We start from the raw sequence: 21,162 nt of genomic DNA, 5'->3' as shown, positions 1-21,162 counted from the left end.
ATTCCGGACGCGTTACGGGGTGCAGCGGGACTGGGGTGCGGCTACCCGCTCAGGCGAAGCCGGAAATCAGGTTGCCGAGCTGCTTGTCAGTGCCGGCGTAAAGCGAAGACACCGATGCGCTCTGGTAGCTGGAGGACACGCCGTTGCCGCTGACTTCGATGTTCATCGCGCTGGCGGAACGGGACGTCAGGCCAGTCTCACTGTTGTAGGAGACCCGGTCAAACGAGACGAAAGAGGCGGAAATCTTCTGGCCATCGATCTCGCCTTCGATCACGGTTTCGGTGATCGTGGCGCTCTCGTAAGCAGCGCTGACACCGCCCTCCGTGTCTTCCCCAAGGGCACCACGGATCTTGCCGGCCGTGTCGAGATAGTCCTCAATGGTGGCCAGCTTACCGGACTTATCCTCGTTGCCCTTCTCGGACTTGCCCTTCTCGACGGCTTCCTGCAGCGCAGAAATGACGACGGCGTCTTCTTCTGCCTTCTTCGCGGCAAGGTCGAGGACATTGGTCGCCGGAACAGACTTGGCAGGCCCTTCGTCCGCGCCGCCTGCCTTGCCGCGCCCGCCTGCGTCGAGACTGCCCTGCTGCATGGCAAAGAGGCTTGCACTGGTGGTCGTCGACTGGATCGAGAGCTGCATCGGATGGCTCCGGGACGGTCTGCGCACCGGCTGCGGCAGATCCTGCGGCAAGCCTTGCGGAAGAATGGTTAACATCACGTTAACCACTGCAAGACCTTGAACCTTGGCCTGCAGAAACATCGCAAGCGAACCAAACGGATTCGTTCCAGCGTTCCGCTTACAGCATGGGAAAAGTATCGAACCGTTAACGATCAGATGGGACACTTTAAGCGTTGCCGCCGCAGAATACCGAAAAATCCGGATCTCATCCCAGCCCCACCTCCTTAATCTTGCCGGGATTGGAGGGATCCTTTGCCAGGTACCTTCGGTGCGTTTCTCCATTTGCAGGTCCTGTTGATCCATGTGCCGTCTGGCTGCCTACCTGGGGACCGAGATCCCCCTCGAGAACATCATCGCCAAGCCGAAACATTCCCTGCTTGTCCAGAGCCTTGATGCGCAAGAGGCAAAGCTCAGGGTCAATGGCGACGGGTTCGGGATCGCCTGGTACGGCCACCAGACAGAGCCGGGCCTGTTCAAGGACGTGCTGCCGGCCTGGGCCGACACGAACCTGCAGAGCATCTGCCGTCTGGTGAAGGCACGGCTGTTCCTCGCCCATGTGCGGGCTGCGACAACGGGCGCAACCTCGCGCGACAACTGCCATCCGTTCTCCTGCGGCCGCTGGTCCTTCATGCACAACGGCAACATCGGTGATTTCACGCGGATCCGCCGTGAAATGGAGATGCTGATCGACGAGGACTATTACGCCTGCCGCAAAGGCACGACGGACAGCGAACTGTTCTTCCTGCTGCTCATGACCAATGGTCTCGACGCAGATCCGCAGGCCGCGCTGGACAAGACACTGTCGCAGGTACTGGACATCGCCGTGCGGCGCACGACCGGGGACAAGCCGATCCGGCTGACCTGTGTGTTCACCGAAGGCGAGAAACTCTACGCGTTCCGCTTCGCCGACGATGGTCAGGCCCCGACCCTCTATCTCTCCGAATGCCTGGACCACGGCGGACGGGCCTTTGCATCGGAGCCACTGGAGGGGGCCTGCGCGCGGTGGCGTGCGGTGGAACCGGACAAGCTGTATGTGCTCAGCTGCGACGGCGCAGTTACACGTCCGCTGCGCCTGGAGAACGCCTTCGCAGAGGCTTGACGACCGACCATATTTGAGAAATATTCTCAAATATGGAAAACGCACACTCATCTCCCCCCGAGGCTGACCTCGATGCTCAGATTGCCCAGCGGCTGCGTCAGCTGCGCCTGGACAAGGGCTGGTCGCTCGATGACCTCGCCAAGCGTAGCGGCGTCAGCCGGGCGACCCTGTCACGGCTGGAGAACGCGGACGTCAGCGCAACGGCCCAGGTGCTGTCCCGTCTGACAACGGCGCATGGCATCACCCTGTCCCGACTGATGCAGATGGTCGAGGACGAAGCGCCGGCCCGCGTTCCGCTGGCCGCGCAAGTGCTGTGGACGGATCCGGACACCGGCTATCGCCGGCGGATCGTTTCGCCGCCAGCCCAATCGCTTGCCGGAGAGGTGCTGGAGTCCACCCTCCCCCCTGCGACCCGCATTGCCTATGACGCCCCGCCCAGGCCCAGCCTTGAGCATCATCTGGTGATGCTGGAGGGCACGCTGTCGGTGACCCTTGGCAACGTCCGGCATGACCTCTCCGCCGGCGACTGCCTGCGCTTCCGCCTGAACGGCAGCAACTCCTACGAAACGCCCGGCGACAGTGGCGCGCGGTATCTGCTGTTTCTGGTGTGAACGACGGCAGACCCAAAACGACAGATCAGGTCCGGGCGTGATCCCGACCCAAGACCCCCGACAGACTGAGGTGACAGATGACCCTTGCCGAGCAAACGCAGGCCCATGCCGCACGCCTTGTCCGCCTGACCGCAGACACGTTTGAAGACCACGTCGTTGGCCTTGCCGAAGTGCTGACCGCCTGCGTCCTTGACGGGGCGAGTGTCAGCTTCGTTGACCCGTTCAGCCCCCAGGACGCGCTGCGGTTCTGGCGCGGCAAGGCCTTGCCGGGTGTTCTCGCCGGCGACGTTGACCTGATCGTCGCGCTGGTCGGCGATGAGGTCGCAGGCACCGTGCAGCTGGCAGCCGATACGCCGGCCAACCAGCCGCAGCGCGCCGATGTGCGCAAGCTTCTGGTTCACCCCAAGCACCGCCGCAAGGGCATTGCCCGGTCGCTGATGCTGGAAGCCGAGGCCTGCGCGGCGGCCCGGTCGCGCAGCCTTCTCACCCTCGACACCCGGACAGGCGACGCCGGTGAGCAGCTCTATCTTGACCTTGGCTATCAGGTGATCGGCCACATCCCGGCCTACGCCCTCGACCCGCGCAAGCAGCGGTTCGAGGACTGCACCTTCATGTACAAGCGGCTTCGATAAACAGATTTACCAGCTCTTGAGCGAGCGCAGGAGATAGGACTTCTTGTACATGTGATCCCCCATGCGCCCGAGCAGCCGATCCAGCGTCGCGATACCGGCGAAAAGATGCGGCCCTTTGTTGAGCATGACGCATTCAGCCCGCGTGGCCATGGCCGCATCGGTCATCTCACCGCGTGAAGCAATGCCAGTCTTCAGGAAGCTCTCCATAACCTGCGTTGCCCAGATGGCCGGGACATGCGCGGCTTCGCAGAGCCACAGGATCTCCTCCTGCATTTCAGCAAGGCGGGCGAAACCGATCTCAACCGCCAGGTCACCGCGCGCAATCATGACTGCGGTGGGTTGCTGCCCGGCCGAAGCAACCAGCATTTCCGGAAGATTTCTGACAGCCCGTTTTGTTTCGACCTTGAGAACCAGCCCAAGTTCACGCCAATCGTCCGGCCGTTCCTGTGCGAGCGCGGCCTGCAGGTCAGCCACATCTGCAGCTGTTTGCACAAAGGAGAACTCAATTGCGTCGGCATGCCGGGCCAAAAAAGGCAGGAGCGACCGATCGTCATCAGTCAGCGCAGGCACGTCGATGTCGGCATCCGGAAAATTCAGTCCTTTCTCAGGTTTGAGCTTGTAGCCCTTGCCTTCGGGGCATACATCGACACCGAGCCTCAAGCCCCAGTCATTCGTCGCCAAGACTGTTGCGGCCACCTTGCCGTCATCGAGATAGACGAGATGGCCTGGCTCAGCCGCAAGCAATGCCGCACCAACCTCACACTCAACAGCCGGCAGCTTCTTCGGCGCGCGATCCATCTGCCCCGGGCAGACCACGGCAAACTCGTCTCCTGGCAACAGGCGGCTGCCCTTTGCACCCTTGCGAACCGCACCGGTGCGAATCTTGGGGCCGGGCAGGTCCATCATCACCTTCATCCGCCGTCCGGTCGAATCGGCCGCAGCCTCGACATGGGAGATCATCTTCGCCCAGGCGACAGCATCGTCATGGGCGCAGTTGATCCTGACGGCCTCAACGCCCCGTTCTGCGAGGTGTTTAAAGAATAAAGGATCATCCGCCGACTCACTTGGCAAAGTCACGAGAAGCCGGGTTGGGCGGTGGCGGGACAAGGCGCCGAGCAAGGCTTCAGCGCGAGAGGTGATCAGCTGTTCGCCGTCAAAAAAACCGGCATCGGCGAGAGGCTTGGGTGGCATGCGACCCGTCGCTGCGGCAAGGACCTGACCAAGGGCATCCAAAGTTGGCATGACGCGGCTTTCCGCCCGCCCCAATGATGAAAGTCCAAGAGCCATCAAGCGACGTTGCAGCGGGCGCAGATCGCGACGGCGCAGGGCCAGATACTGGGCGAGGTTACGCGCGCTCGCCGCAAAATCCGTCCTCGCATTTCCGGCGCTCCAGGTGGCAGCGATGGCCTCGGCATCATGCAGGATCGTCTGGCTCAGTTGCTCGATCTCGACGGCAAGCTCTGCCATATCGGATGTTCGAACATGGCCAGGGATTGAAAGAGCATCCGGCACGGCCTGAGGGGGGAGTGCTGCCTTTGCAGTCGCAGGACGTACGCGTTTGCGCGGTGACCCAGTCTGGGCGCCGGGCAGCGGCGAAGCGGGAGCCAAGTCAAGCCCTTGCGGCTCTTCGAGCGGCACAGCGGATACTTGGATCGGCGAAACTGGCTGGTCAGGGTCTTGCATCGGGCACCTCCGCGCTCTCGATAAGCGGACCAGGGCTCACCTGCCTTGATCTGTGGCAAAGCCGGACTGAAACAAAAGCCAGGCTCTCCCAGATCATCTGTTTGCGGTTTCGTAACCCTGTCGCCACGTTGCCAGCCGGTGGGCTTGCCCTTGCCATGTCCACGTCTCATTCCTCACCGAGGGTACGACCTCTCGGGGCAAACGGGACGACCAAGGAGGCAGGGCATGGCAACGACGAAGCGGTTCATTCTTTCCATCGACGGCGGCGGCATGCGCGGGTTGATCCCGCTCCGGGTACTCGAGGCCCTGGAAGGCCGGCTGACGCTGGCAGGTGTAGAACTGCCCATGCACCGGCTGTTCGACCTGATGTGCGGCAGTTCGACGGGTGGTCTCATTGCTGCGGGACTGGCTGCGCCACGCATCGAAACAGGACAAGCCGGCAATCCCTCGCACCTTCGCGGCGAAGCTGCAGCGACGCTCGGCGAGTTGCGCCGCTTTTTTGAGGAAGATGCAAGGTCGCTGCTGACCCACAGTCTCGGCAAGCGGCTCTCCCGCTTCGTGACCAATCCGCTTGGCGTCTTCGACGAACGCTATGACAGCCGGCCATTGGAGCAACTGCTGAAGGACAGGTTTGGCTGGACCTCCATGCAGAGCGCGCTGACCCATCTTCTGCTGACCGGTTACGATATCGAGCATCGCCGGACCCTGCTGATGGGCACCGTGCCGACGGGCGCAGGGACGCGCCCGGACGATTATTACATCTGGCAGGCCACACGCGGGGCCCTGGCGGCGCCGTCCTTCCTTGAGCCAGCACGGGTCGACAACCTGACGCTTGGCCGGCAAGAGACCATCATTGATGGCAGCATTGTGCATGCCGATCCGGTGCTGGTTGCCTATTCGGCAGCACGTCAGCTTGGCTGGGCACCGCGCGATATCGTCATCCTGTCGCTTGGCGTTGGCCGAGCACCGGACCGGGCCATCGACCCGGCCGAGGCAGAGAACTGGGGCGCCCATGGCTGGATGCTGCCTTCCAACGGCGCGCCTGTCTGGTCGATCCTGACCAGCGCCCAGTCCGAAGGCATCGCTGATGCCGCCGCCCTGATGTTCAATGAAATGAACGGCCCGACCTATATCCGCATTGATGGACTGGTGCCTGCCGAGGCTGAAGACTGGGACAATGCCCGCCCCGGAAACCTGCTTCTGCTGAATGGCGCGGCCGACCGGATCATTCGCGATCATGCGCAGGTGCTCGACCGGTTGGCTGCAATCATGGCCGCAACGCTCGCCGGAGATGACACCCTGTGCAATGATCCGGCCGATGTGGCAGCCGCTTGACCGCAGATGCTTGATGATTAACGAAACACAAATGCCTCCGGCGCAGGATGGGAAGCGGGGCCCGAGGCCCTGTTGCGGAGATCCGAGCATGTCACTACCAAGCCGTCCCAAGACCCGCATAACCGGCAGACACTGGCTGGTCGCAGGGGCTGGACTGCTGCTCCTGGGAGGATCGTTTGCACATGCCAACCCGGTTCCGGCGGCCAAGCCGGCGGCCGAATCCAATTCCAGGGCTGTGCCAAAGCCGCAGACTTCCCCTGAACCAGTCGCCGCCCTTAAGGGCGATGCCCCAGCCAAGGACTATTTCGGCGCGATGAAGGGCCCGGCACCGCTTGCCGCCCGCTCGATCGGATCCTATGCCAAGGGATGCCTGGCTGGCGCCAATGCGCTGCCGATCAACGGCCCGTCCTGGCAGGTCATGCGCCTGTCGCGCAACCGCAACTGGGGCCATCCGGAGCTGATCCGCTACCTGCAGGACCTTGCCAAGGCGGCCCCGTCGCTCGGCTGGAACGGTCTGCTGGTCGGCGATCTGGCGCAGCCGCGCGGCGGGCCGATGACATCAGGGCATTCCAGTCACCAGATTGGCCTTGATGCTGATCTCTGGCTCACGCCGATGCCGAACCGCGTCCTGAGCGCGGAGGAACGGGAGAACATTTCCGCGATCTCGATGGTCAAGCATCCGCAGGACAAGGCCGGGGCCGATCGCAGCGTTGACCGGGCGAAATGGACAGATACCCATGCTGCCTTAATCCGCCATGCTGCCAAGGACAGGCGTGTGGCGCGGATCTTCGTCAATCCGGCGATCAAGAAAGCCCTGTGCGAATTTGAAACCGCCGACCGGGCCTGGCTCAACAAGGTCCGACCCTGGTGGGGCCATGACTACCACTTCCATATCCGCATGGCCTGCCCGGCCGGCAGCACCGGCTGCTCGGACCAGGATGCACCGCCACCCGGCGACGGCTGCGGCTCGGACCTCACCTGGTGGCTTTCGGATGAACCCTGGGTGCCAAAACTCGATCCGGTGACAGGCAAACCGCCACCGGTCGAGAAAAAGCGGCCGATGGCGCTCTCTGCGCTGCCGAAGGACTGCACCAGCGTGCTGACAGCGCGCTGATCAACTCAGACAGCAGTTCCAGCAGCCGGCGCCGGTGCGTTGTCCAGGATCAGGGTCATGAACACCAGATCCAGCCAGCGGCCGAACTTGAAGCCGACCTGCGGCAGGCGGCCGGCGATCTCAAACCCGAACTTCTCGTGCAGGGCGATGGAGGCGGCGTTTTCCGCGTCGATTGCACCGACGAGAGCATGGACACCGGACGCTTTCGCCTCCGTGATCAGCCGCTGCAAAAGCGCCTTGCCGACGCCCCTGCCCTGGGCAGCCTCTGTCACATAGACGGAATGTTCCATGGTCAGCCGGTAGCCCTCCTTGGTGCGAAAGGGACCATAGCTGCCATAACCGAGGATCGTTCCGGCATCGTCCACGGCCACGACCACCGGCAGCCCGGCACCGGTCCGGCCAGTGAACCAGGCCTGCCGCTCTGCCAGTGTTTCCTGCTTGTCCGTCCAGATCGCGGCGAGGCGTCGGACCGCATCATTGTGAATGTCGAGAAGGGCGGGGACGTCATCGAGCGTGGCCGGTCGAAGCAGCATGGCGGCATCCTTTAGGGTCGTGTTCGCAATCCGCCTAGCCTGTTTGCCCTCAGGTGGGAATACGCCAGTTGCCGCAACCGCGAATTCGGCGGCAAAAGCTCAAATTCTCCGTATCTTCGCCGTGCAATCCCCTTTGCGCAAATCAAAGGGAGTGGTAAACGCTCGACCATGACGAGCCAGCCCATTTCCAATATTCGCAACTTCTCCATCGTGGCCCATATCGACCACGGCAAGTCCACACTCGCGGACCGTCTGATCCAGATGACGGGAACGATGACGGACCGGGAGATGACCGATCAGGTTCTCGACTCGATGGACATCGAGCGCGAGCGCGGCATCACGATCAAGGCGCAGACCGTGCGCCTGGTCTATGTGGCCAAGGATGGCAACAAATACACGCTGAACCTGATCGATACGCCGGGTCACGTGGACTTCGCCTATGAAGTGTCCCGCTCGCTGGCAGCCTGCGAAGGCTCGCTGCTGGTGGTCGACGCCAGCCAGGGCGTGGAAGCGCAGACGCTGGCCAACGTCTACCAGGCAATCGACAACAACCACGAGATCGTCACCGTCCTCAACAAGATCGACCTGCCGGCGGCCGAGCCCGACCGGGTGAAGGAGCAGATCGAGGAAGTGATCGGCATCGACGCGTCCGAAGCCGTGATGATCTCGGCCAAGACGGGCCTCGGCATCGAGGATGTGCTGGAAGCCATCGTCCACAAGCTGCCGGCGCCGAAGGGTGACCGCGATGCGCCGCTGAAGGCGATGCTGGTCGACAGCTGGTATGACGCCTATCTTGGCGTCATGGTGCTCGTGCGCATCATCGACGGCACGCTGAAGCGCGGCCAGCGCATCCGCATGATGGGCACCAATGCAGCTTATGAAGTTGACCGCATCGGCGTCATGACGCCGAAGTTTGTCACCTTCGAAGAACTTGGCCCGGGCGAGATCGGCGTCTTCACCGGCTCGATCAAGGAAGTCGCAGACACCCGCGTTGGTGACACGATCACGGACGAGCGCAAGCCCTGCGCCGAAGCCCTGCCGGGCTTCAAGCCGGCCCAGCCGGTGGTGTTCTGCGGCCTGTTCCCGGTCGACGCAGCCGATTTCGAGGATCTGCGGGCAGCGGTCGGCAAGCTGCGCCTCAACGATGCCAGCTTCTCCTTCGAGATGGAAACCTCTGCAGCGCTCGGCTTCGGCTTCCGCTGCGGCTTTCTCGGCCTGCTTCATCTGGAAATCATCCAGGAGCGCCTGTCGCGTGAATTTGATCTCGACCTGATCGCAACGGCTCCGTCGGTAGTCTACCAGATGAGCCTGACCGACGGCACCGACATCGATCTGCACAATCCGGCCGACATGCCGGATGTGGTCAAGATCAAGGAAATCCGCGAGCCGTGGATCCGCGCCAACATCATGACACCCGACGAGTATCTCGGCGCGATCCTCAAGCTGTGCCAGGACCGGCGCGGCGTCCAGATCGACCTTTCCTATGTTGGCTCGCGCGCGATGGTCACCTATGACCTGCCGCTGAACGAGGTCGTCTTCGATTTCTATGACCGGCTGAAGTCCATCTCGAAGGGTTATGCGTCCTTCGACTACACCTTGACGGACTATCGCGAAGGCGACCTCGTCAAGATGTCGATCCTCGTCAACGAGGAGCCGGTCGACGCCCTGTCGATGCTGATCCATCGCTCGCAGTCCGAGCGTCGCGGCCGTGCCATGTGCGAGAAGCTGAAGGACCTGATCCCGCGGCACATGTTCAAGATCCCGATCCAGGCTGCCATCGGCGCCCGGGTGATTGCGCGTGAAACCCTCGCCGCCCTGCGCAAGGACGTGACCGCCAAATGCTATGGCGGCGACGCCACCCGCAAGCGCAAGCTTCTGGAAAAGCAGAAGGAAGGCAAGAAGCGCATGCGGCAGTTCGGCAAGGTCGAGATCCCGCAGGAGGCCTTCATCAAGGCCCTCAAGATGGAAGAGTGATCCCTTCTCTTGCAGCCCGGTGCCGTGCTACCGTTTTCAGCATCGGGTCTGCGAGGGTAAGATGTCGCAAAAGCCGCCAATGCGAGAAACGATTGCCGTCAACAGCAAGCTGATGGCCCGTGCGCTTGACCTTAAACTGGATGTCGTCCGGGCGGCGGAGGCTGGTATCGACCGGGCAATCCAGGATGAGAAGGAACGTCTCTGGCGGCTTGAGAATGCCGAAGGCTTCGAGGCCGCCAACGACTGGGTGGCCCGCAACGGCCTTCCCCTGAACCGGTTCCGGACTTTCTGATGGCCCGTTTCCAGGTGCGCCGCCTGCGCAACAGCCCCGTGCTCGGCCTTGAACTGCAGGCCAATCTCCTCGACAAGCTGACGACCCGGGTGCTTGCGCCGCTGGTTCCTGTCGCCGAACTTGGACAAACCATCCGCCAGATCAATCCGGTGTTCGAGATCGACGGCGTGTCCTATGCGCTGTTGTCGCAGCACATTTCTGCCGTGCCACTGACCGAGATCGGCGATGTGGTGGCCGTTCTGTCGCGGCATTCCGACGCGATCGTCGCGGCGACGGATTTCATGTTCCAGGGATTTTAAACGCGAGATCGACCGGGATTTCAGGCTGCGGTTACAGCTGGCCTGGTCCAACGCCCCTGCTCGACATCTTCAACCTGCTTGTCGATCTCACTCACGACATAGCGGGAGAAGGGACCGAGGTGGACATAGAGCGCCATCATCATCAACACGGGCTTGATCGAGCGGAGATCGCGGGAGGCGGCATAGGCGAGGGTTCGCCAGAACGGCCCCCGAAACTCCGGGTGTCGAACACTCATTGACCAGAGCAGGCGGCCGAACAGTTTCAGGTCATGGAAGAGCCCGGCCCCGAGAAGCTGGCCATTTGCCCCGTCCAGGCGAAGATGATCCGCAACCCGCCGCACGCGCCGGAAATAGGCCTCGGGCGTGTAGATGTCGTCGACGATCTTGCGATAGTCGCGCAGAATGCTGGCCCGCGAACGCCGCGTGTCGAAATTCAGTCCGGACGTGCACTGGTCGCCCATCTGGTCGGCTTCGGCATTGGAAATGTCGAACTCAGCATGCAAACGCCCCTCCCGCTCCAATCGGCGGGTCAACTGTGTGTTGGGAAGCGCGTAGAGCAGACCAACCATGGAGACCGGTATCGCCGCCTCTTCGATCAGAGCTGAAATTTCCTCAGCGACCCGATCGTTCTCCTCGTCGAAACCGACGATAAAGCCGGCCAGAACCCAAATGCCGGCACCATAGATCTTGTGAACGCTCTTGGCGATGTCGCGCCGGGTGTTCTGCTTCTTGCGCGTCGCGTTGAGAACGTCGGGATCGGGGCTTTCGATGCCGATGAAGACCGAGAAGAAGCCCGCCTCCTGCATGAGGGAGAGCAATTCATCGTCATCCGCCAGATTGAGGGATGCCTCGGTCGACATTTCAAATGGCCGCTTCCGCTGCCGCTGCCATTCGGCAAGGGCAGGCAGGAAGGCCTTCACGGCCTTCTTGTTACCGATCAGGTTGTCATCGACAAAATCGACATGGCCGCGGTAGCCGAGTGCATGCAGCCGATCGAGTTCGGCCAGCATCTGCTCGTTGGTCTTTGTCCGAGGCTTTCGCCCGTAAAGCTCGATGATGTCGCAGAATTCGCAGGTGAAGGGACAACCGCGCGAGTATTGGACATTGACCTGGACGTAGTTGCTGAAATTCAGGAGATCGAACCGGGGAATCGGGCTTGTGGTCACATCCGCCTTGAATTTTTCTGCTGTGAACGTTCCCTGTCGCTCACCCCGTTCCCAGGCATCTAGGAACGAAGACAAGATACCTTCGGCCTCACCGAGCACGCGAAAATCAGCCTCCTCGTAGACATGCGGACTGGAGGTCGCATCTGGTCCGCCAACGACCACAGGCACCCCAACCGCCCGACACCGCCGGATCAGCGCCAGGGTGTCGCCCTGTTGCGGCAGCATGCCACCGGTCAGAACCACATCGGCCCAGGCAAGATGGTCGTCGGTCAGGTCATCTGTGTTGCGATCAACCAGTCGTACATCCCAGGTCTCCGGCAGCATTGCTGCAACCGTGATCAGGCCAAGCGGCGGAGCAGGATATTTGGCGCCGATCAGTTCGCAGGTTGCCTGGTAGTTCCAGAAGGACCCAGCGTTGAACCGAGGGTAGATAAGCAAGGCCTTGCAAGCCTGCCCTGCGGGCGTCGTCCTGTCGCTCATACTCTCCCCTCCACCGCCAAGTGACGGAGCACTATGGCCCCGCTTCATTGGAAGGAGATGACAACGCTACGTCAACGAAAAAGGACGAGGCGCAAACGCAACGGCAAACCTACGCGCCCCCTGCTTTGTCTTCAAAAAGCAGCTTTGAGGGGAAAGTTATGACCCAGAACCGTACCATTCCGGTCGGATTTACGAAAGATAGAAAGCCTCTTTACTGCGCAAAATGAAACTCAAATCTCTCGGAAGAGCGCTCTATTCACCACGAATGCAGTGCTCGTGACTTTCTTGGTTCCGAATGCAGGTTTCGATGCCTGCTTCATCCTTGATTAACGACATATGCGGCACTGTTCCACGACAAGGTGCGGCTGATCGACCTCAAGGGATCGCAAATCTACAGGAACCGGAGGCGCTTCCTGGGCGCCTAACACCGAGACAAAATCACATGGCAAAGCAGAAAGTCCTGCCTACGGGCGTTGAGCGATTTTTCAGCGACAAGGATCTGATTGTCTCCAAGACTGACCTGAAGGGCCGGATCACCTACACCAACCGGATCTTTCGGGACATCGCCGGATATTCAGGGGCAGATCTCGACGGCGCCCCGCACAGTCTCATCCGTCATCCGGACATGCCACGCTGCGTGTTCAAGCTGCTCTGGGATACGATCGAGGCCGGCGGCGAAGTGTTCGCCTATGTCAAGAACATGTGCGCGAATGGCGACCACTACTGGGTGCTGGCGCATGTGACCCCGTCCTATGACGCGGCGGGCCGGATGGTTGGATATCACTCCAATCGGCGCGTTCCCAATCCGACGCTCATCCGCGAAACCATCACTCCGCTTTACGCAAGGCTGCTGGAAGCAGAACGCCACGCTCCGGACCGCAAGATCGGGATGCAGGCGGGACATGCCCTCCTGACCGGGCTGCTGCAGGACAAGGGCACGAGCTATGATGAATTCATCCACACTCTCTAAAGCACTCGCCGCCACCGTCCTTGCGCTTGGCGCCTGCCTGTTGTCGGCCTTCTCCGCCCTGACGGGAGCATCCGGATTGGCAGCGGCTTCGGCCTTTGCGGCGATCGGCCTTCTGGGCCTGACGGTCATTCTGCTGCTGCGGAGCCGCGCCGCCATCGCCCATGCGGTGGATGTCTGCACGCGCGTTGGCTGGGGCGACTTCGAAGTCCGGGCCAATGATCTGTCAGCGAAAGGCGACCTTGGCGACCTGCTGCTGGCGTTGAACCACCTGATTGACCGGACGGACGCCTTCATGCGGGAAGCTGCCGCTTCCATGTCGGCGATCCACGAGAACCGGTACTATCGCCGCATTCAGCCCGGCGGGCTGGCAGGCGCGTTTTCGCGCAGTGCCGAAATCATGAACAAGGCAACCGAAACCATCCAGGGCCGTGTTGGCGCCTTCCATCATTCCACAGGCGCATTTGAAGCCGAGGTCAACGAGATCGCGCGGAAACTGGCAGAGGCGGCCGGCGACATGACCGGGACCGCGCGCGACCTGAATGAGGTTGCCCAATCGAACACGGAGCGGATGACAACCGTCGCAACTGCCACCGAAGAGGCCTCGGAAAATGTCAGGGTCGCTTCGGAAGCGACCGATCGACTGTCCCAGTCCGCGCGCGAGATCGGCGCCCAGATCAACAGATCTGCCACCATCGCCCGGCAGGCCGTCCAGCAGGTGGAACAAGGGCAGGCGAAAGCCAAGGGGCTCTCCGCCTCGACAGAAGCCATTTCGGCGATCATCGCCCTCATCTCCGACATCGCCGACCAGACAAACTTGCTGGCCCTCAACGCCACAATCGAGGCCGCACGCGCGGGTGAAATGGGGCGCGGCTTCGCCGTTGTCGCCAATGAAGTCAAACAGTTGGCCGGCCAGACGGCAAAGGCGACAAAGGAAATCACGGAGTCCCTCGCCGAGGTGGAAAGTGCCAGCCGGGAAACGGTCTTTGCTTTCGACACGGTGTCGACCACGATTGCGGAGATCGAGGGCATCACGTCGATCATCGCCTCCGCCTCCGGCGAACAAAGCCGCGCAACGGCCGAGATCGCCACGACCGTGGAGACGACAGCGCAGCGGACGAGCGAGGTCAGTGACAATGTGGTCGGGGTGAGCAATGCGGTCAGCAGTACCCAGGACTCGGCCGAGACAGTGCTTCACTCTGCCAGCAATGTCGCGCAGACGGCTGGCGAACTGACCGAAGTCGTAGCCCGGTTTGTACAGTCGCTGAAACGCGGCCCCCTGGAAGGGCGAGAAGCAGCCTGACGGTTTGCAGCAGGAAATTCGGAGCAACAAAAAAGGGCGGATCACTCCGCCCTTCGTCGTCTGATACCGTGACAGAATCCCCTGCAGCAGCAGCCGGGAAGGCGCGCTGCGGGCTTGGCCGTCAGAGTACCTTTACATGCTCGGCAAGGCCCCGTCCGGCCCGGAACGCCATATCGAAGGCCACAAGCTGGCCCTCCTTCAGCGTCTCGATGCCGGAGCGGCGGAGGCTGTCGATCTCGACCAGCACATCATCGCCTTCCTGGGGTTCGATTGCACCGATACCACGATGCATATCGAACCATTTTACGTTTCCATGATCCATGGACTTACTTCCGTTAATTACTCATTACGTCTTGATATTCCAGCCGAATAGCCGGACTTTGAAACGTCTTGATGACAGTTATGATTGAAACGTTGGCACAGACTACCGCTCACGGCTTGTGGCAACCTTACGCAAGTTTGCGGCCTTGTGGTTAACCAGCGGTTAAACCGCTCAATCTGCACCACCAGGATCGCCCAAAACGGGATATCGCAACCCCTTGCACCCCCAAGGTGGTATAGAACTGCGGCAATTTCAAGAGGCGTATCCATGTTTGTCTTGTGGTACGACCATTTTGCCGGTTTCAAACCCCTCCGACCGGCATCTTCTTATGATCCAGCCACCTGGAGTAAATCCCATGTCCGCCCTGCTTCTCGGCGATCTTGCGCCTGATTTCGAAGTCGACACCACCTCTGGCCCGCTGCGGTTCCACGAAGCCATCGATGGCCACTGGGCTGTCCTGTTTTCGCATCCGAAGGACTTCACGCCGGTCTGCACCACCGAGCTTGGCATGACCGCCAAGCTGAAGGACGAGTTCGACAAGCGTGGCGTCAAGGTCTTCGGCGTCTCGGTCGATCCGATCGAGGATCACCATGCCTGGATCGGCGACATCAAGGACACGCAAGGCGTGGCGCTGAACTTCCCGTTGATTGCCGATCCGGCCCGCACGGTCGCCAGCCTCTATGGCATGATCCATCCAAACGCCAGCGACACTTTTACGGTGCGCTCGCTGTTCGTCATCGGCCCGGACAAGAAGATCAAGCTGAAGATCGAATACCCGGCCTCGACGGGTCGCAACTTCGACGAAGTGCTGCGCGTCATCGACTCACTGCAGCTCACCGCCAAGCACCAGGTCGCGACGCCGGCCAACTGGACCTCGGGCGAGGACGTCATCATCGTGCCGTCGCTCAATGACGAGGCTGCCAAGGCGAAGTTCCCGGATGGCTGGAAGACGCTGAAGCCTTATCTGCGCATGGTTGCCCAGCCGAAGTGACATGCAAGGGCGGCTGGCGGATCAGTCCGCTTCGCCGGCCGCCTTCAGCGCGCTCAGCGCGATGCGGTAGTCGGGAAACTGGAACCGGTAGCCCAGTTCGGCTTTCACACGCGCATTGGAGACCCGCTTGTTCTCGCCGTAGAACGAGCGCGCCATTGGTGAGAGTTCGGCGGTCTCGAAATCCTGTTCCGGCGGTGGCGCCACGCCCATGAGTTCCGCCGCATAGGTGACCACGTCCTGTGGCGGCGCTGGCTCATCGTCAGTCACATTCAAAATACGGGTTTGCGGCCGGGCCATCGAGGCTTCCAGCGCACCGGCGATGTCGGCCACATGAATGCGGTTGAAGACCTGGCCCGGCTTGATCAGCCGCTTGGCCGTGCCCTTCTTGAAGTTCTCGAAGGCGTTGCGCCCAGGGCCGTAGATCCCCGACAGGCGGAAGATCTGGATTGGCAGGTCAGCCTCCCGGCCGAAGGCGAGCCAGGCGTTCTCAGCGTCGACGCGCTGCACCGAGCGCTTGGAAACCGGCTTGCAGGGCGTGTCCTCGTCGACCCAGGCCCCGTCATGATCGCCGTAGACGCCGACGGTCGAAAGATACCCGATCCACTCCGGCCGGGCGGCGGCGATGTCGCGGCCATGGTGGACCAACGCCGGATCGCCGGCCTCGTCCGGTCCGATCGACAACAGCACATGGGTGGCAGTCGCCAGCGCGGCAGCAATGCCCGCGCCCGGCGCGGTGCCGTCGAACAGAAAAGGCTCGACGCCCAACGCGCGGAGCCGTTCGGCCTTGTCCTGCGACCGCGTCGTGCCGCCAATCCACTCGAACCGGTGCTTCACCCGCTCGATGAAGGCGCGGGACGAAAACCCGACGCCGAAGACAAAGAGACGCATGCCAAGGCTCCTGCTGCGAAAGTCTGATCACTGACCCCGTTATAGGGCGAGATGCTTGCGGCGGATCTCGTAAAGCGCAATTCCCGTAGCGACAGCGAGATTTAGACTGTCCGCCTGCCCGGCCTGCGGGATGCGAACCAGCGTCTTGCAGGCGGCGGCGAGGTCTGCCGACAGGCCCTGCTGCTCGTTGCCCATCACCAACAGCGCCGGCTCGGTGTAGTCGACGGTGCGGTAGTCGACCGAGCCTTCCAGATGGGTCGCCACTACCGTGCCCGGCCAGCGGCCGACGAAGGCTTTGAAGGCCTCCGGGCTCGTCTTGACCAGCGGCACATGAAACAGCGAGCCCATCGTCGCGCGCACGGCTTCCACCGCGAAAGGATCGGTGCAGTCGCCGATGAGGATGACGCCCGACGCGCCGACGGCATCGGCGGTCCGAATGATCGTGCCGAGGTTGCCAGGATCCCGCACCCGGTCGAGGGCAATCCAGACGGTTGATGCGCGTGGATCGATGGCCTCGAGCGGCAGCATCTGCTGCTCGTAGACGCCCACCACCATCTGCGGATTGTCCTTGCGGGTGATCGCCTCGAGGATCGGCGTGTTGACCTCGAGGATCAGCGCCCCGCGGGCCTTTGCGGTTGCTGCAGCCTTCTGCGCCACCGGGTTGTCGCGCGCTTCCGGACCGATGGCGAGATAGCGCACCGTCCAGCCGGCGGCGAGAGCGTCGGTGGCGAGCTTCAACCCCTCGGCCACGAACAGGCCGGTCTGGGTCCGGTGCTTGCGCAGCGCCACCAGGCTCTTAATGTCCTTGATGATCGGGTTGGAGTGGCTGGTGATCTGCTTCACCGCGCCGACGCGCGGACGGGAAGTTTCGCTCATGCGCCGCTCCAGCGGGAAAAGAGGGAGGTGGAGAGGGCGCGCGGGCCGTTCTCCTCGCGGATGACCAGTTCGCCCGATTCCAGCAGGCCGCCCTGCCTGGCCAGCGTCTCGGCCATCAGCTCATGCACGGACAGGAACGAGGCGCGGATGGCATAGGCGGTCAGGATCATGAACAGTGCGTTGGGCGACAGGAGTTGCCGCAGCATGTCCAGCATCTCGGGCAGGTTCACGAACAGGTCCCACACCTCGCCCTTGGGGCCGCGGCCGTATTTCGGCGGATCAAGTATGATGCCGTCATAGGTGCTGCCGCGACGCACTTCACGGGCCACGAACTTGCTCGCATCCTCGAGGATCCAGCGGATCGGCAGGTCGTTCAGGCCGGAGAGGTCCTGGTTTTCGCGCGCATAGGCGATGGCCTTCTTGGAGGCATCGACGTGGGTTACCTGCGCCCCGGCCGTGGCCGGCAGCAGCGAGGCAAGGCCGGTGTAGCCGAAGAGATTTAGCACCTTGATCGGGCGGTCCGGCTCGGCGGCCTTTGCCGCACGCACCTTCTCCATCACCCAATCCCAGTGCGGGGCCTGCTCGGGGAACACGCCGACATGGCGGAAGGACATGAAACGCCCGAAATAGCGCGCCGGCCCATAGGCCATTTCCCAGGTCTCGGGCACGCTGCCGGCGAACTTCCAGCGGCCGGGGCCCTCCTCGTCCACGTCGCCGGTGAAGACCGCGTCGGCCCGCTCCCAGACGGCCGGCTTCAGGCGCGGTGTTCCCATCGCCTGCGGCTCCGGGCGCACCACGGTGAAGCGGCCATAGCGTTCCAGCTTCTGGCCGCGCCCCATGTCGAGAAGGGCGTAGTCCTTCCAGCCGGCCGTTTCGAGCACGACGGGCCAGCGCTGCAGCGGCGGCTGGCCGGCGCGCGGAAGGGACGAAGACTGCGGAGCGGCGGAAACCGGCGTGTCGGGCACGGCGTGACCTTTTCAACTGCGAAAGAAAACCAGAAGAAAGCCATTAGGCCGGGCGCGCCGCCCGGTCAATCAATCCAGCCCGAATTCCGCCCCTGCACGGACACGTGAGCGGCTTTCCCGGCGATAAATGCGAAAGCTTTTGACAAGACCGCCAGGATTTGATCGCCTAGCATATCAAGAGGAGACAAGCGGGCCACAAGAGCCCGCGTTGGGAGGAGAAACCATGCTGGGCGTTCCAGGACGCGGGCAGAGCCATGCGGATCGCGTGGCTGCAACGGTCAATAGCAAGGTCTGTGCCGCCACATCCGGCGTTGCGGCTTCCTGGCGACGCTCAATGGTCTATCACGGACTGGATCCCTCCGCTCGCAGACCTGCCCACCGCGTCGAAGCACCACGACTGGAACAGGCCCGAGAACGTTCGGCGTCCCTGATTCAGATCGCCCTGCCAACCCTGGAGCGGCTTTATTCTACGCTCGGCGGCAGCGGCTGCTCTGTCCTTCTGACCGATGCGGAGGGCCTTGTCCTCGAGACGAAACGACTGGCAGGCGATGCCCTCGACTTCGACACATGGGGCCTGACTTCGGGAGCGATCTGGAGTGAGGCGATGGAAGGCACGAACGGTATCGGAACTTGCGTCGCTGAGCGCCGAGCGGTCGTGATCCATCAGGACCAGCATTTCCGGGCAGACAATATCTCCATGAGCTGCATGGGGGCCCCGATCTTCGACCCGCTTGGCCAGATGGCTGGCGTCATCGACGTCTCAAGCTGCCGTCGCGACCTTGAGCTTCCCTATGCGCAGATGTTGGGAATGATCGTTGCTGAAAGCGCGCGCGCGGTGGAGAGCGACCTGTTCCGCTCTGCCTTTCCAGGTTGTCGCATCGTCGTTGCCGACGGTCATGGCACAACCGGTGTATCGTTGCTGGCGCTTGATGCTGACGATGTCATCGTCGGCGCGACGCGGCAGGCGCGCAAGGTCCTGGAACTGACGGATGCAGTGCTTGCCGCAGCGCCTGCGGCGGCCACCTATCTGGGAGAACAGGAAGGAGAGGTCCGGGGAGGCGAACGCGCTGCGCTGCGCCGGGCCTTGGCCCGCGCCCGCGGCAATGTGTCGGCCGCCGCCCGCGACCTTGGCATCAGCCGGGCAACGATTTACCGGAAGCTCGCGCAGCACGGTCTGGATGGCTGAAAGGGCACACCCTGCACTGGCCGTCGCGACGGGCTGACGGCACGAAAGACCTGTCTTGTCTCAGCCTTGAGACAACTACTCACTGTCGCAAGGGAAACTCGCTTGCCGGACCAGACGGTCGGGGGCAGTCTAGCATCCGTTGGATCGCAGCCGGGCAAACTTGGAGGAGACGCACGGCAGCAGGAGTTGGCGCCTGACGTTCCATTCGGAGATCGGGGGCGACTTCTTTTCGGACCCTGCTTGCCAGTGGCCCCAAGGTTCGACACTCTCGCGGTGACGCGACGCCGCGCCGCAAGTTTTACGTGCTGCTTCCTCCTTACGGCGCAAGAGATGGCAGCACGTAAAACTTGTGGCACGGCAGGGCCCCGGACTGGCCGGGTGCCAATTGAAGGGAGGCTGGACCGTCATGGACATGTCGGGTGAGTACCGTATTCCCGCGCCACGCAACGATGTGTGGAACGCCCTGAACGATCCCGAGGTGCTGAAGGCTTGCATTCCTGGCTGTGAAAGCCTGGAAATGACGTCGCCGACGCAGATGACGGCATCTGTCACCTCGAAAATCGGCCCGGTGAAAGCCCATTTTACCGGCGTCGTCACGCTCGAGAACATCAACCCGCCCCAAAGCTACACGATCACCGGCGAAGGCAAGGGCGGCGTCGCCGGTTTTGCCAAGGGCGGCGCGGATGTGAAGCTGACCGAAGACGGTGACGGAACGATCCTGACCTACACCGCTCGGGCGCAGGTGGGCGGAAAACTGGCCCAGCTGGGCAGCCGCCTGATCGATTCCACGGCGCGCAAGATGGCCGACGATTTCTTCGGCAAGTTCTCGCAGATGGTTGCGGGTGCCGCGTCTGGCGCTCAGGACGACGAGGCCGATGTCTCGGACCCGGATGTGGCGGTGCTGGAAGAGGCCCGGACCATCGCCATGACCCAGGCTGGCGAAGCTGTCGTTCACGCGGCAGTCGACGTGGAACACCGGATCGGCCAGGCCGTTGTGGACGCGGAAGGCAAGGTCGAGGAAGCCGCGGCCAAAGGCAGTTTCGGTGGCCCCGTCATGTGGGGCCTGATCGCGCTGGCTGCGGTTATCGCAGTTCTCGCGCTGGCAAGCTGAGGTGACCATCGGAGCGAAGACAAGACCGGTCCGGACGCAAAAAGACAACGTAAATCCATGACATGACCCTGCCTGACGGTGACGCGAACCGGTCGGGCAGACCTGAGGGAGGAACAAAAGCATGGCGAAAGTATCCATGACCGTGAACGGCAAGAAGGTCTCGGCCGATGTCGAAGACCGCACCTTGCTGGTTCACTATCTGCGGGAGGCCCAGGGCCTGACCGGAACGCATGTCGGCTGCGATACATCGCAGTGCGGCGCCTGCGTCGTGCATGTGAACGGCAAGGCCGTGAAGTCCTGCACCATGCTGGCGGCCCAGGCGAGCGGGGCAACCGTCACCACGATTGAAGGACTGGCCAACGGGGCAGATCTGCATCCGGTGCAGGCTGCGTTCCGCGAGCATCATGGCCTGCAATGCGGCTTCTGCACGCCCGGCATGATCATGGCCGCGGTCGACATGATCGAACGGCATGGCGCAAACCTCGATGAGGCCACCATCCGCCACGAGCTGGAAGGCAACATCTGCCGCTGCACCGGCTACCACAACATCGTCAAGGCGATCAAAGCCGCAGCTGACCAGATGGCCGGCATGCGCACGGCGGCCGAGTAAGCGGCACGCTTCAGTTTCCCACCTGCGCGGACGCCGCGCGGGACATCTG

The 21,162-nt window shown here is 62.4% G+C and carries 23 protein-coding genes; 15 read left to right on the top strand and 8 right to left on the bottom strand.

The annotated features are described in order from the left end of the window. Window positions 1-49: 49 nt before the first annotated feature. Window positions 50-637 carry a hypothetical protein gene (locus ACTIFE_RS04280; protein ID WP_439527929.1) on the bottom strand — a complete coding sequence of 196 codons (588 nt, stop codon included), beginning with the start codon at window positions 635-637 and terminating at the stop codon, window positions 50-52. Between the two features lie 340 nt (window positions 638-977). Between ACTIFE_RS04280 and ACTIFE_RS04275 the strand changes: the two genes are divergently transcribed. The 3 genes from ACTIFE_RS04275 to ACTIFE_RS04265 all read left to right on the top strand — a co-directional run bounded on the left by ACTIFE_RS04275 (window position 978) and on the right by ACTIFE_RS04265 (window position 3,018). Next, window positions 978-1,775, top strand: a complete 798-nt coding sequence (locus tag ACTIFE_RS04275; protein WP_439527928.1) for a class II glutamine amidotransferase — start codon at window positions 978-980, stop codon at window positions 1,773-1,775. Window positions 1,776-1,807: 32 nt separating this feature from the next. Beyond that, window positions 1,808-2,386 (top strand): helix-turn-helix domain-containing protein, encoded by a 579-nt coding sequence (locus ACTIFE_RS04270; RefSeq protein WP_439527927.1) that lies wholly within the window; start codon window positions 1,808-1,810, stop codon window positions 2,384-2,386. A 77-nt stretch (window positions 2,387-2,463) separates the two neighbouring features. Further along, on the top strand, window positions 2,464-3,018 hold the full coding sequence (locus tag ACTIFE_RS04265; protein WP_439527926.1) for a GNAT family N-acetyltransferase: 555 nt from the start codon (window positions 2,464-2,466) through the stop codon (window positions 3,016-3,018). Window positions 3,019-3,024: 6 nt separating this feature from the next. Here the strand turns inward: ACTIFE_RS04265 and ACTIFE_RS04260 are convergent, their stop codons facing one another. Then, window positions 3,025-4,137, bottom strand: a complete 1,113-nt coding sequence (locus tag ACTIFE_RS04260; RefSeq protein WP_439527925.1) for a pyruvate kinase — start codon at window positions 4,135-4,137, stop codon at window positions 3,025-3,027. Window positions 4,138-4,314: 177 nt separating this feature from the next. On the opposite strand from ACTIFE_RS04260, the gene ACTIFE_RS04255 reads away from it, so the two are divergent. The 3 genes from ACTIFE_RS04255 to mepA all read left to right on the top strand — a co-directional run bounded on the left by ACTIFE_RS04255 (window position 4,315) and on the right by mepA (window position 7,150). After that, window positions 4,315-4,515: a hypothetical protein gene (locus ACTIFE_RS04255; protein WP_439527924.1), complete on the top strand. Its 201-nt coding sequence runs from the start codon at window positions 4,315-4,317 to the stop codon at window positions 4,513-4,515. 411 nt (window positions 4,516-4,926) lie between these two features. Then, window positions 4,927-6,036 carry a patatin-like phospholipase family protein gene (locus ACTIFE_RS04250; RefSeq protein ID WP_439527923.1) on the top strand — a complete coding sequence of 370 codons (1,110 nt, stop codon included), beginning with the start codon at window positions 4,927-4,929 and terminating at the stop codon, window positions 6,034-6,036. A gap of 88 nt (window positions 6,037-6,124) precedes the next feature. After that, window positions 6,125-7,150 (top strand): penicillin-insensitive murein endopeptidase, encoded by a 1,026-nt coding sequence (mepA, locus tag ACTIFE_RS04245; RefSeq protein ID WP_439527922.1) that lies wholly within the window; start codon window positions 6,125-6,127, stop codon window positions 7,148-7,150. 5 nt (window positions 7,151-7,155) lie between these two features. Here the strand turns inward: mepA and ACTIFE_RS04240 are convergent, their stop codons facing one another. After that, complete coding sequence (locus ACTIFE_RS04240) at window positions 7,156-7,683, bottom strand: GNAT family N-acetyltransferase (RefSeq protein ID WP_439527921.1); 528 nt, start codon at window positions 7,681-7,683, stop codon at window positions 7,156-7,158. Window positions 7,684-7,851: 168 nt separating this feature from the next. Between ACTIFE_RS04240 and lepA the strand changes: the two genes are divergently transcribed. The 3 genes from lepA (at window position 7,852) to ACTIFE_RS04225 (ending at window position 10,248) form a co-directional block, all read left to right on the top strand. Continuing rightward, on the top strand, window positions 7,852-9,657 hold the full coding sequence (gene lepA, locus ACTIFE_RS04235) for a translation elongation factor 4 (RefSeq protein WP_439527920.1): 1,806 nt from the start codon (window positions 7,852-7,854) through the stop codon (window positions 9,655-9,657). Window positions 9,658-9,718: 61 nt separating this feature from the next. Beyond that, entirely contained in the window at window positions 9,719-9,949 is a 231-nt protein-coding gene (locus ACTIFE_RS04230; RefSeq protein WP_106753896.1) for a type II toxin-antitoxin system CcdA family antitoxin, read from the top strand. After that, entirely contained in the window at window positions 9,949-10,248 is a 300-nt protein-coding gene (locus ACTIFE_RS04225; protein ID WP_439527919.1) for a CcdB family protein, read from the top strand. Before ACTIFE_RS04230 ends, ACTIFE_RS04225 begins: the two co-directional genes overlap by 1 nt. Before the next feature lie 20 nt (window positions 10,249-10,268). On the opposite strand, the gene ACTIFE_RS04220 is transcribed toward ACTIFE_RS04225, so the two are convergent. Then, the gene (locus ACTIFE_RS04220) at window positions 10,269-11,894 is read right to left on the bottom strand and encodes a B12-binding domain-containing radical SAM protein (protein WP_439527918.1); all 1,626 of its coding nucleotides are present in this window, start codon (window positions 11,892-11,894) and stop codon (window positions 10,269-10,271) included. Between the two features lie 442 nt (window positions 11,895-12,336). Between ACTIFE_RS04220 and ACTIFE_RS04215 the strand changes: the two genes are divergently transcribed. Together ACTIFE_RS04215 and ACTIFE_RS04210 are read left to right on the top strand one after the other, a co-directional pair. Then, window positions 12,337-12,864 carry a PAS domain-containing protein gene (locus ACTIFE_RS04215; protein ID WP_439527917.1) on the top strand — a complete coding sequence of 176 codons (528 nt, stop codon included), beginning with the start codon at window positions 12,337-12,339 and terminating at the stop codon, window positions 12,862-12,864. After that, entirely contained in the window at window positions 12,842-14,164 is a 1,323-nt protein-coding gene (locus ACTIFE_RS04210; protein WP_439527916.1) for a methyl-accepting chemotaxis protein, read from the top strand. Before ACTIFE_RS04215 ends, ACTIFE_RS04210 begins: the two co-directional genes overlap by 23 nt. Before the next feature lie 121 nt (window positions 14,165-14,285). Here the strand turns inward: ACTIFE_RS04210 and ACTIFE_RS04205 are convergent, their stop codons facing one another. Further along, the gene (locus tag ACTIFE_RS04205) at window positions 14,286-14,486 is read right to left on the bottom strand and encodes a cold-shock protein (RefSeq protein ID WP_106753891.1); all 201 of its coding nucleotides are present in this window, start codon (window positions 14,484-14,486) and stop codon (window positions 14,286-14,288) included. A gap of 355 nt (window positions 14,487-14,841) precedes the next feature. Here ACTIFE_RS04205 and ACTIFE_RS04200 point away from each other — a divergent pair, with 355 nt between their 5' ends. Continuing rightward, window positions 14,842-15,477, top strand: coding sequence for a peroxiredoxin (locus tag ACTIFE_RS04200; protein WP_439527915.1), 636 nt, complete (start codon window positions 14,842-14,844; stop codon window positions 15,475-15,477). A gap of 21 nt (window positions 15,478-15,498) precedes the next feature. Here ACTIFE_RS04200 and ACTIFE_RS04195 read toward each other — a convergent pair whose 3' ends face one another. Genes ACTIFE_RS04195 through ACTIFE_RS04185 form a run of 3 tightly spaced genes read right to left on the bottom strand, consistent with a single transcriptional unit; the run spans window position 15,499 to window position 18,206 of the window. Then, entirely contained in the window at window positions 15,499-16,365 is an 867-nt protein-coding gene (locus ACTIFE_RS04195) for an SDR family oxidoreductase (protein ID WP_439527914.1), read from the bottom strand. Window positions 16,366-16,404: 39 nt separating this feature from the next. Then, the gene (locus ACTIFE_RS04190; RefSeq protein ID WP_439527913.1) at window positions 16,405-17,241 is read right to left on the bottom strand and encodes a TrmH family RNA methyltransferase; all 837 of its coding nucleotides are present in this window, start codon (window positions 17,239-17,241) and stop codon (window positions 16,405-16,407) included. After that, window positions 17,238-18,206: a class I SAM-dependent methyltransferase gene (locus ACTIFE_RS04185; RefSeq protein ID WP_439527912.1), complete on the bottom strand. Its 969-nt coding sequence runs from the start codon at window positions 18,204-18,206 to the stop codon at window positions 17,238-17,240. The genes ACTIFE_RS04190 and ACTIFE_RS04185 overlap by 4 nt, the downstream gene beginning before the upstream one ends. A gap of 223 nt (window positions 18,207-18,429) precedes the next feature. Here ACTIFE_RS04185 and ACTIFE_RS04180 point away from each other — a divergent pair, with 223 nt between their 5' ends. From ACTIFE_RS04180 to ACTIFE_RS04170, 3 genes are all read left to right on the top strand, one after another. Further along, a complete protein-coding gene (locus ACTIFE_RS04180; protein ID WP_439527911.1) occupies window positions 18,430-19,392 on the top strand; it encodes a GAF domain-containing protein in 963 nt (320 codons plus the stop codon). Between the two features lie 406 nt (window positions 19,393-19,798). Continuing rightward, window positions 19,799-20,503 carry an SRPBCC family protein gene (locus ACTIFE_RS04175; protein ID WP_439527910.1) on the top strand — a complete coding sequence of 235 codons (705 nt, stop codon included), beginning with the start codon at window positions 19,799-19,801 and terminating at the stop codon, window positions 20,501-20,503. Window positions 20,504-20,624: 121 nt separating this feature from the next. Beyond that, a complete protein-coding gene (locus ACTIFE_RS04170) occupies window positions 20,625-21,113 on the top strand; it encodes a (2Fe-2S)-binding protein (RefSeq protein WP_439527909.1) in 489 nt (162 codons plus the stop codon). Window positions 21,114-21,162: the final 49 nt, after the last annotated feature.

The organism is Pannonibacter sp., from assembly GCF_051860505.1.
GTDB lineage: Bacteria > Pseudomonadota > Alphaproteobacteria > Rhizobiales > Stappiaceae > Pannonibacter.
The sequence above is the reverse complement of the archived record's forward strand: the minus strand, read 5'-3'. Positions and strand labels throughout refer to the sequence as shown.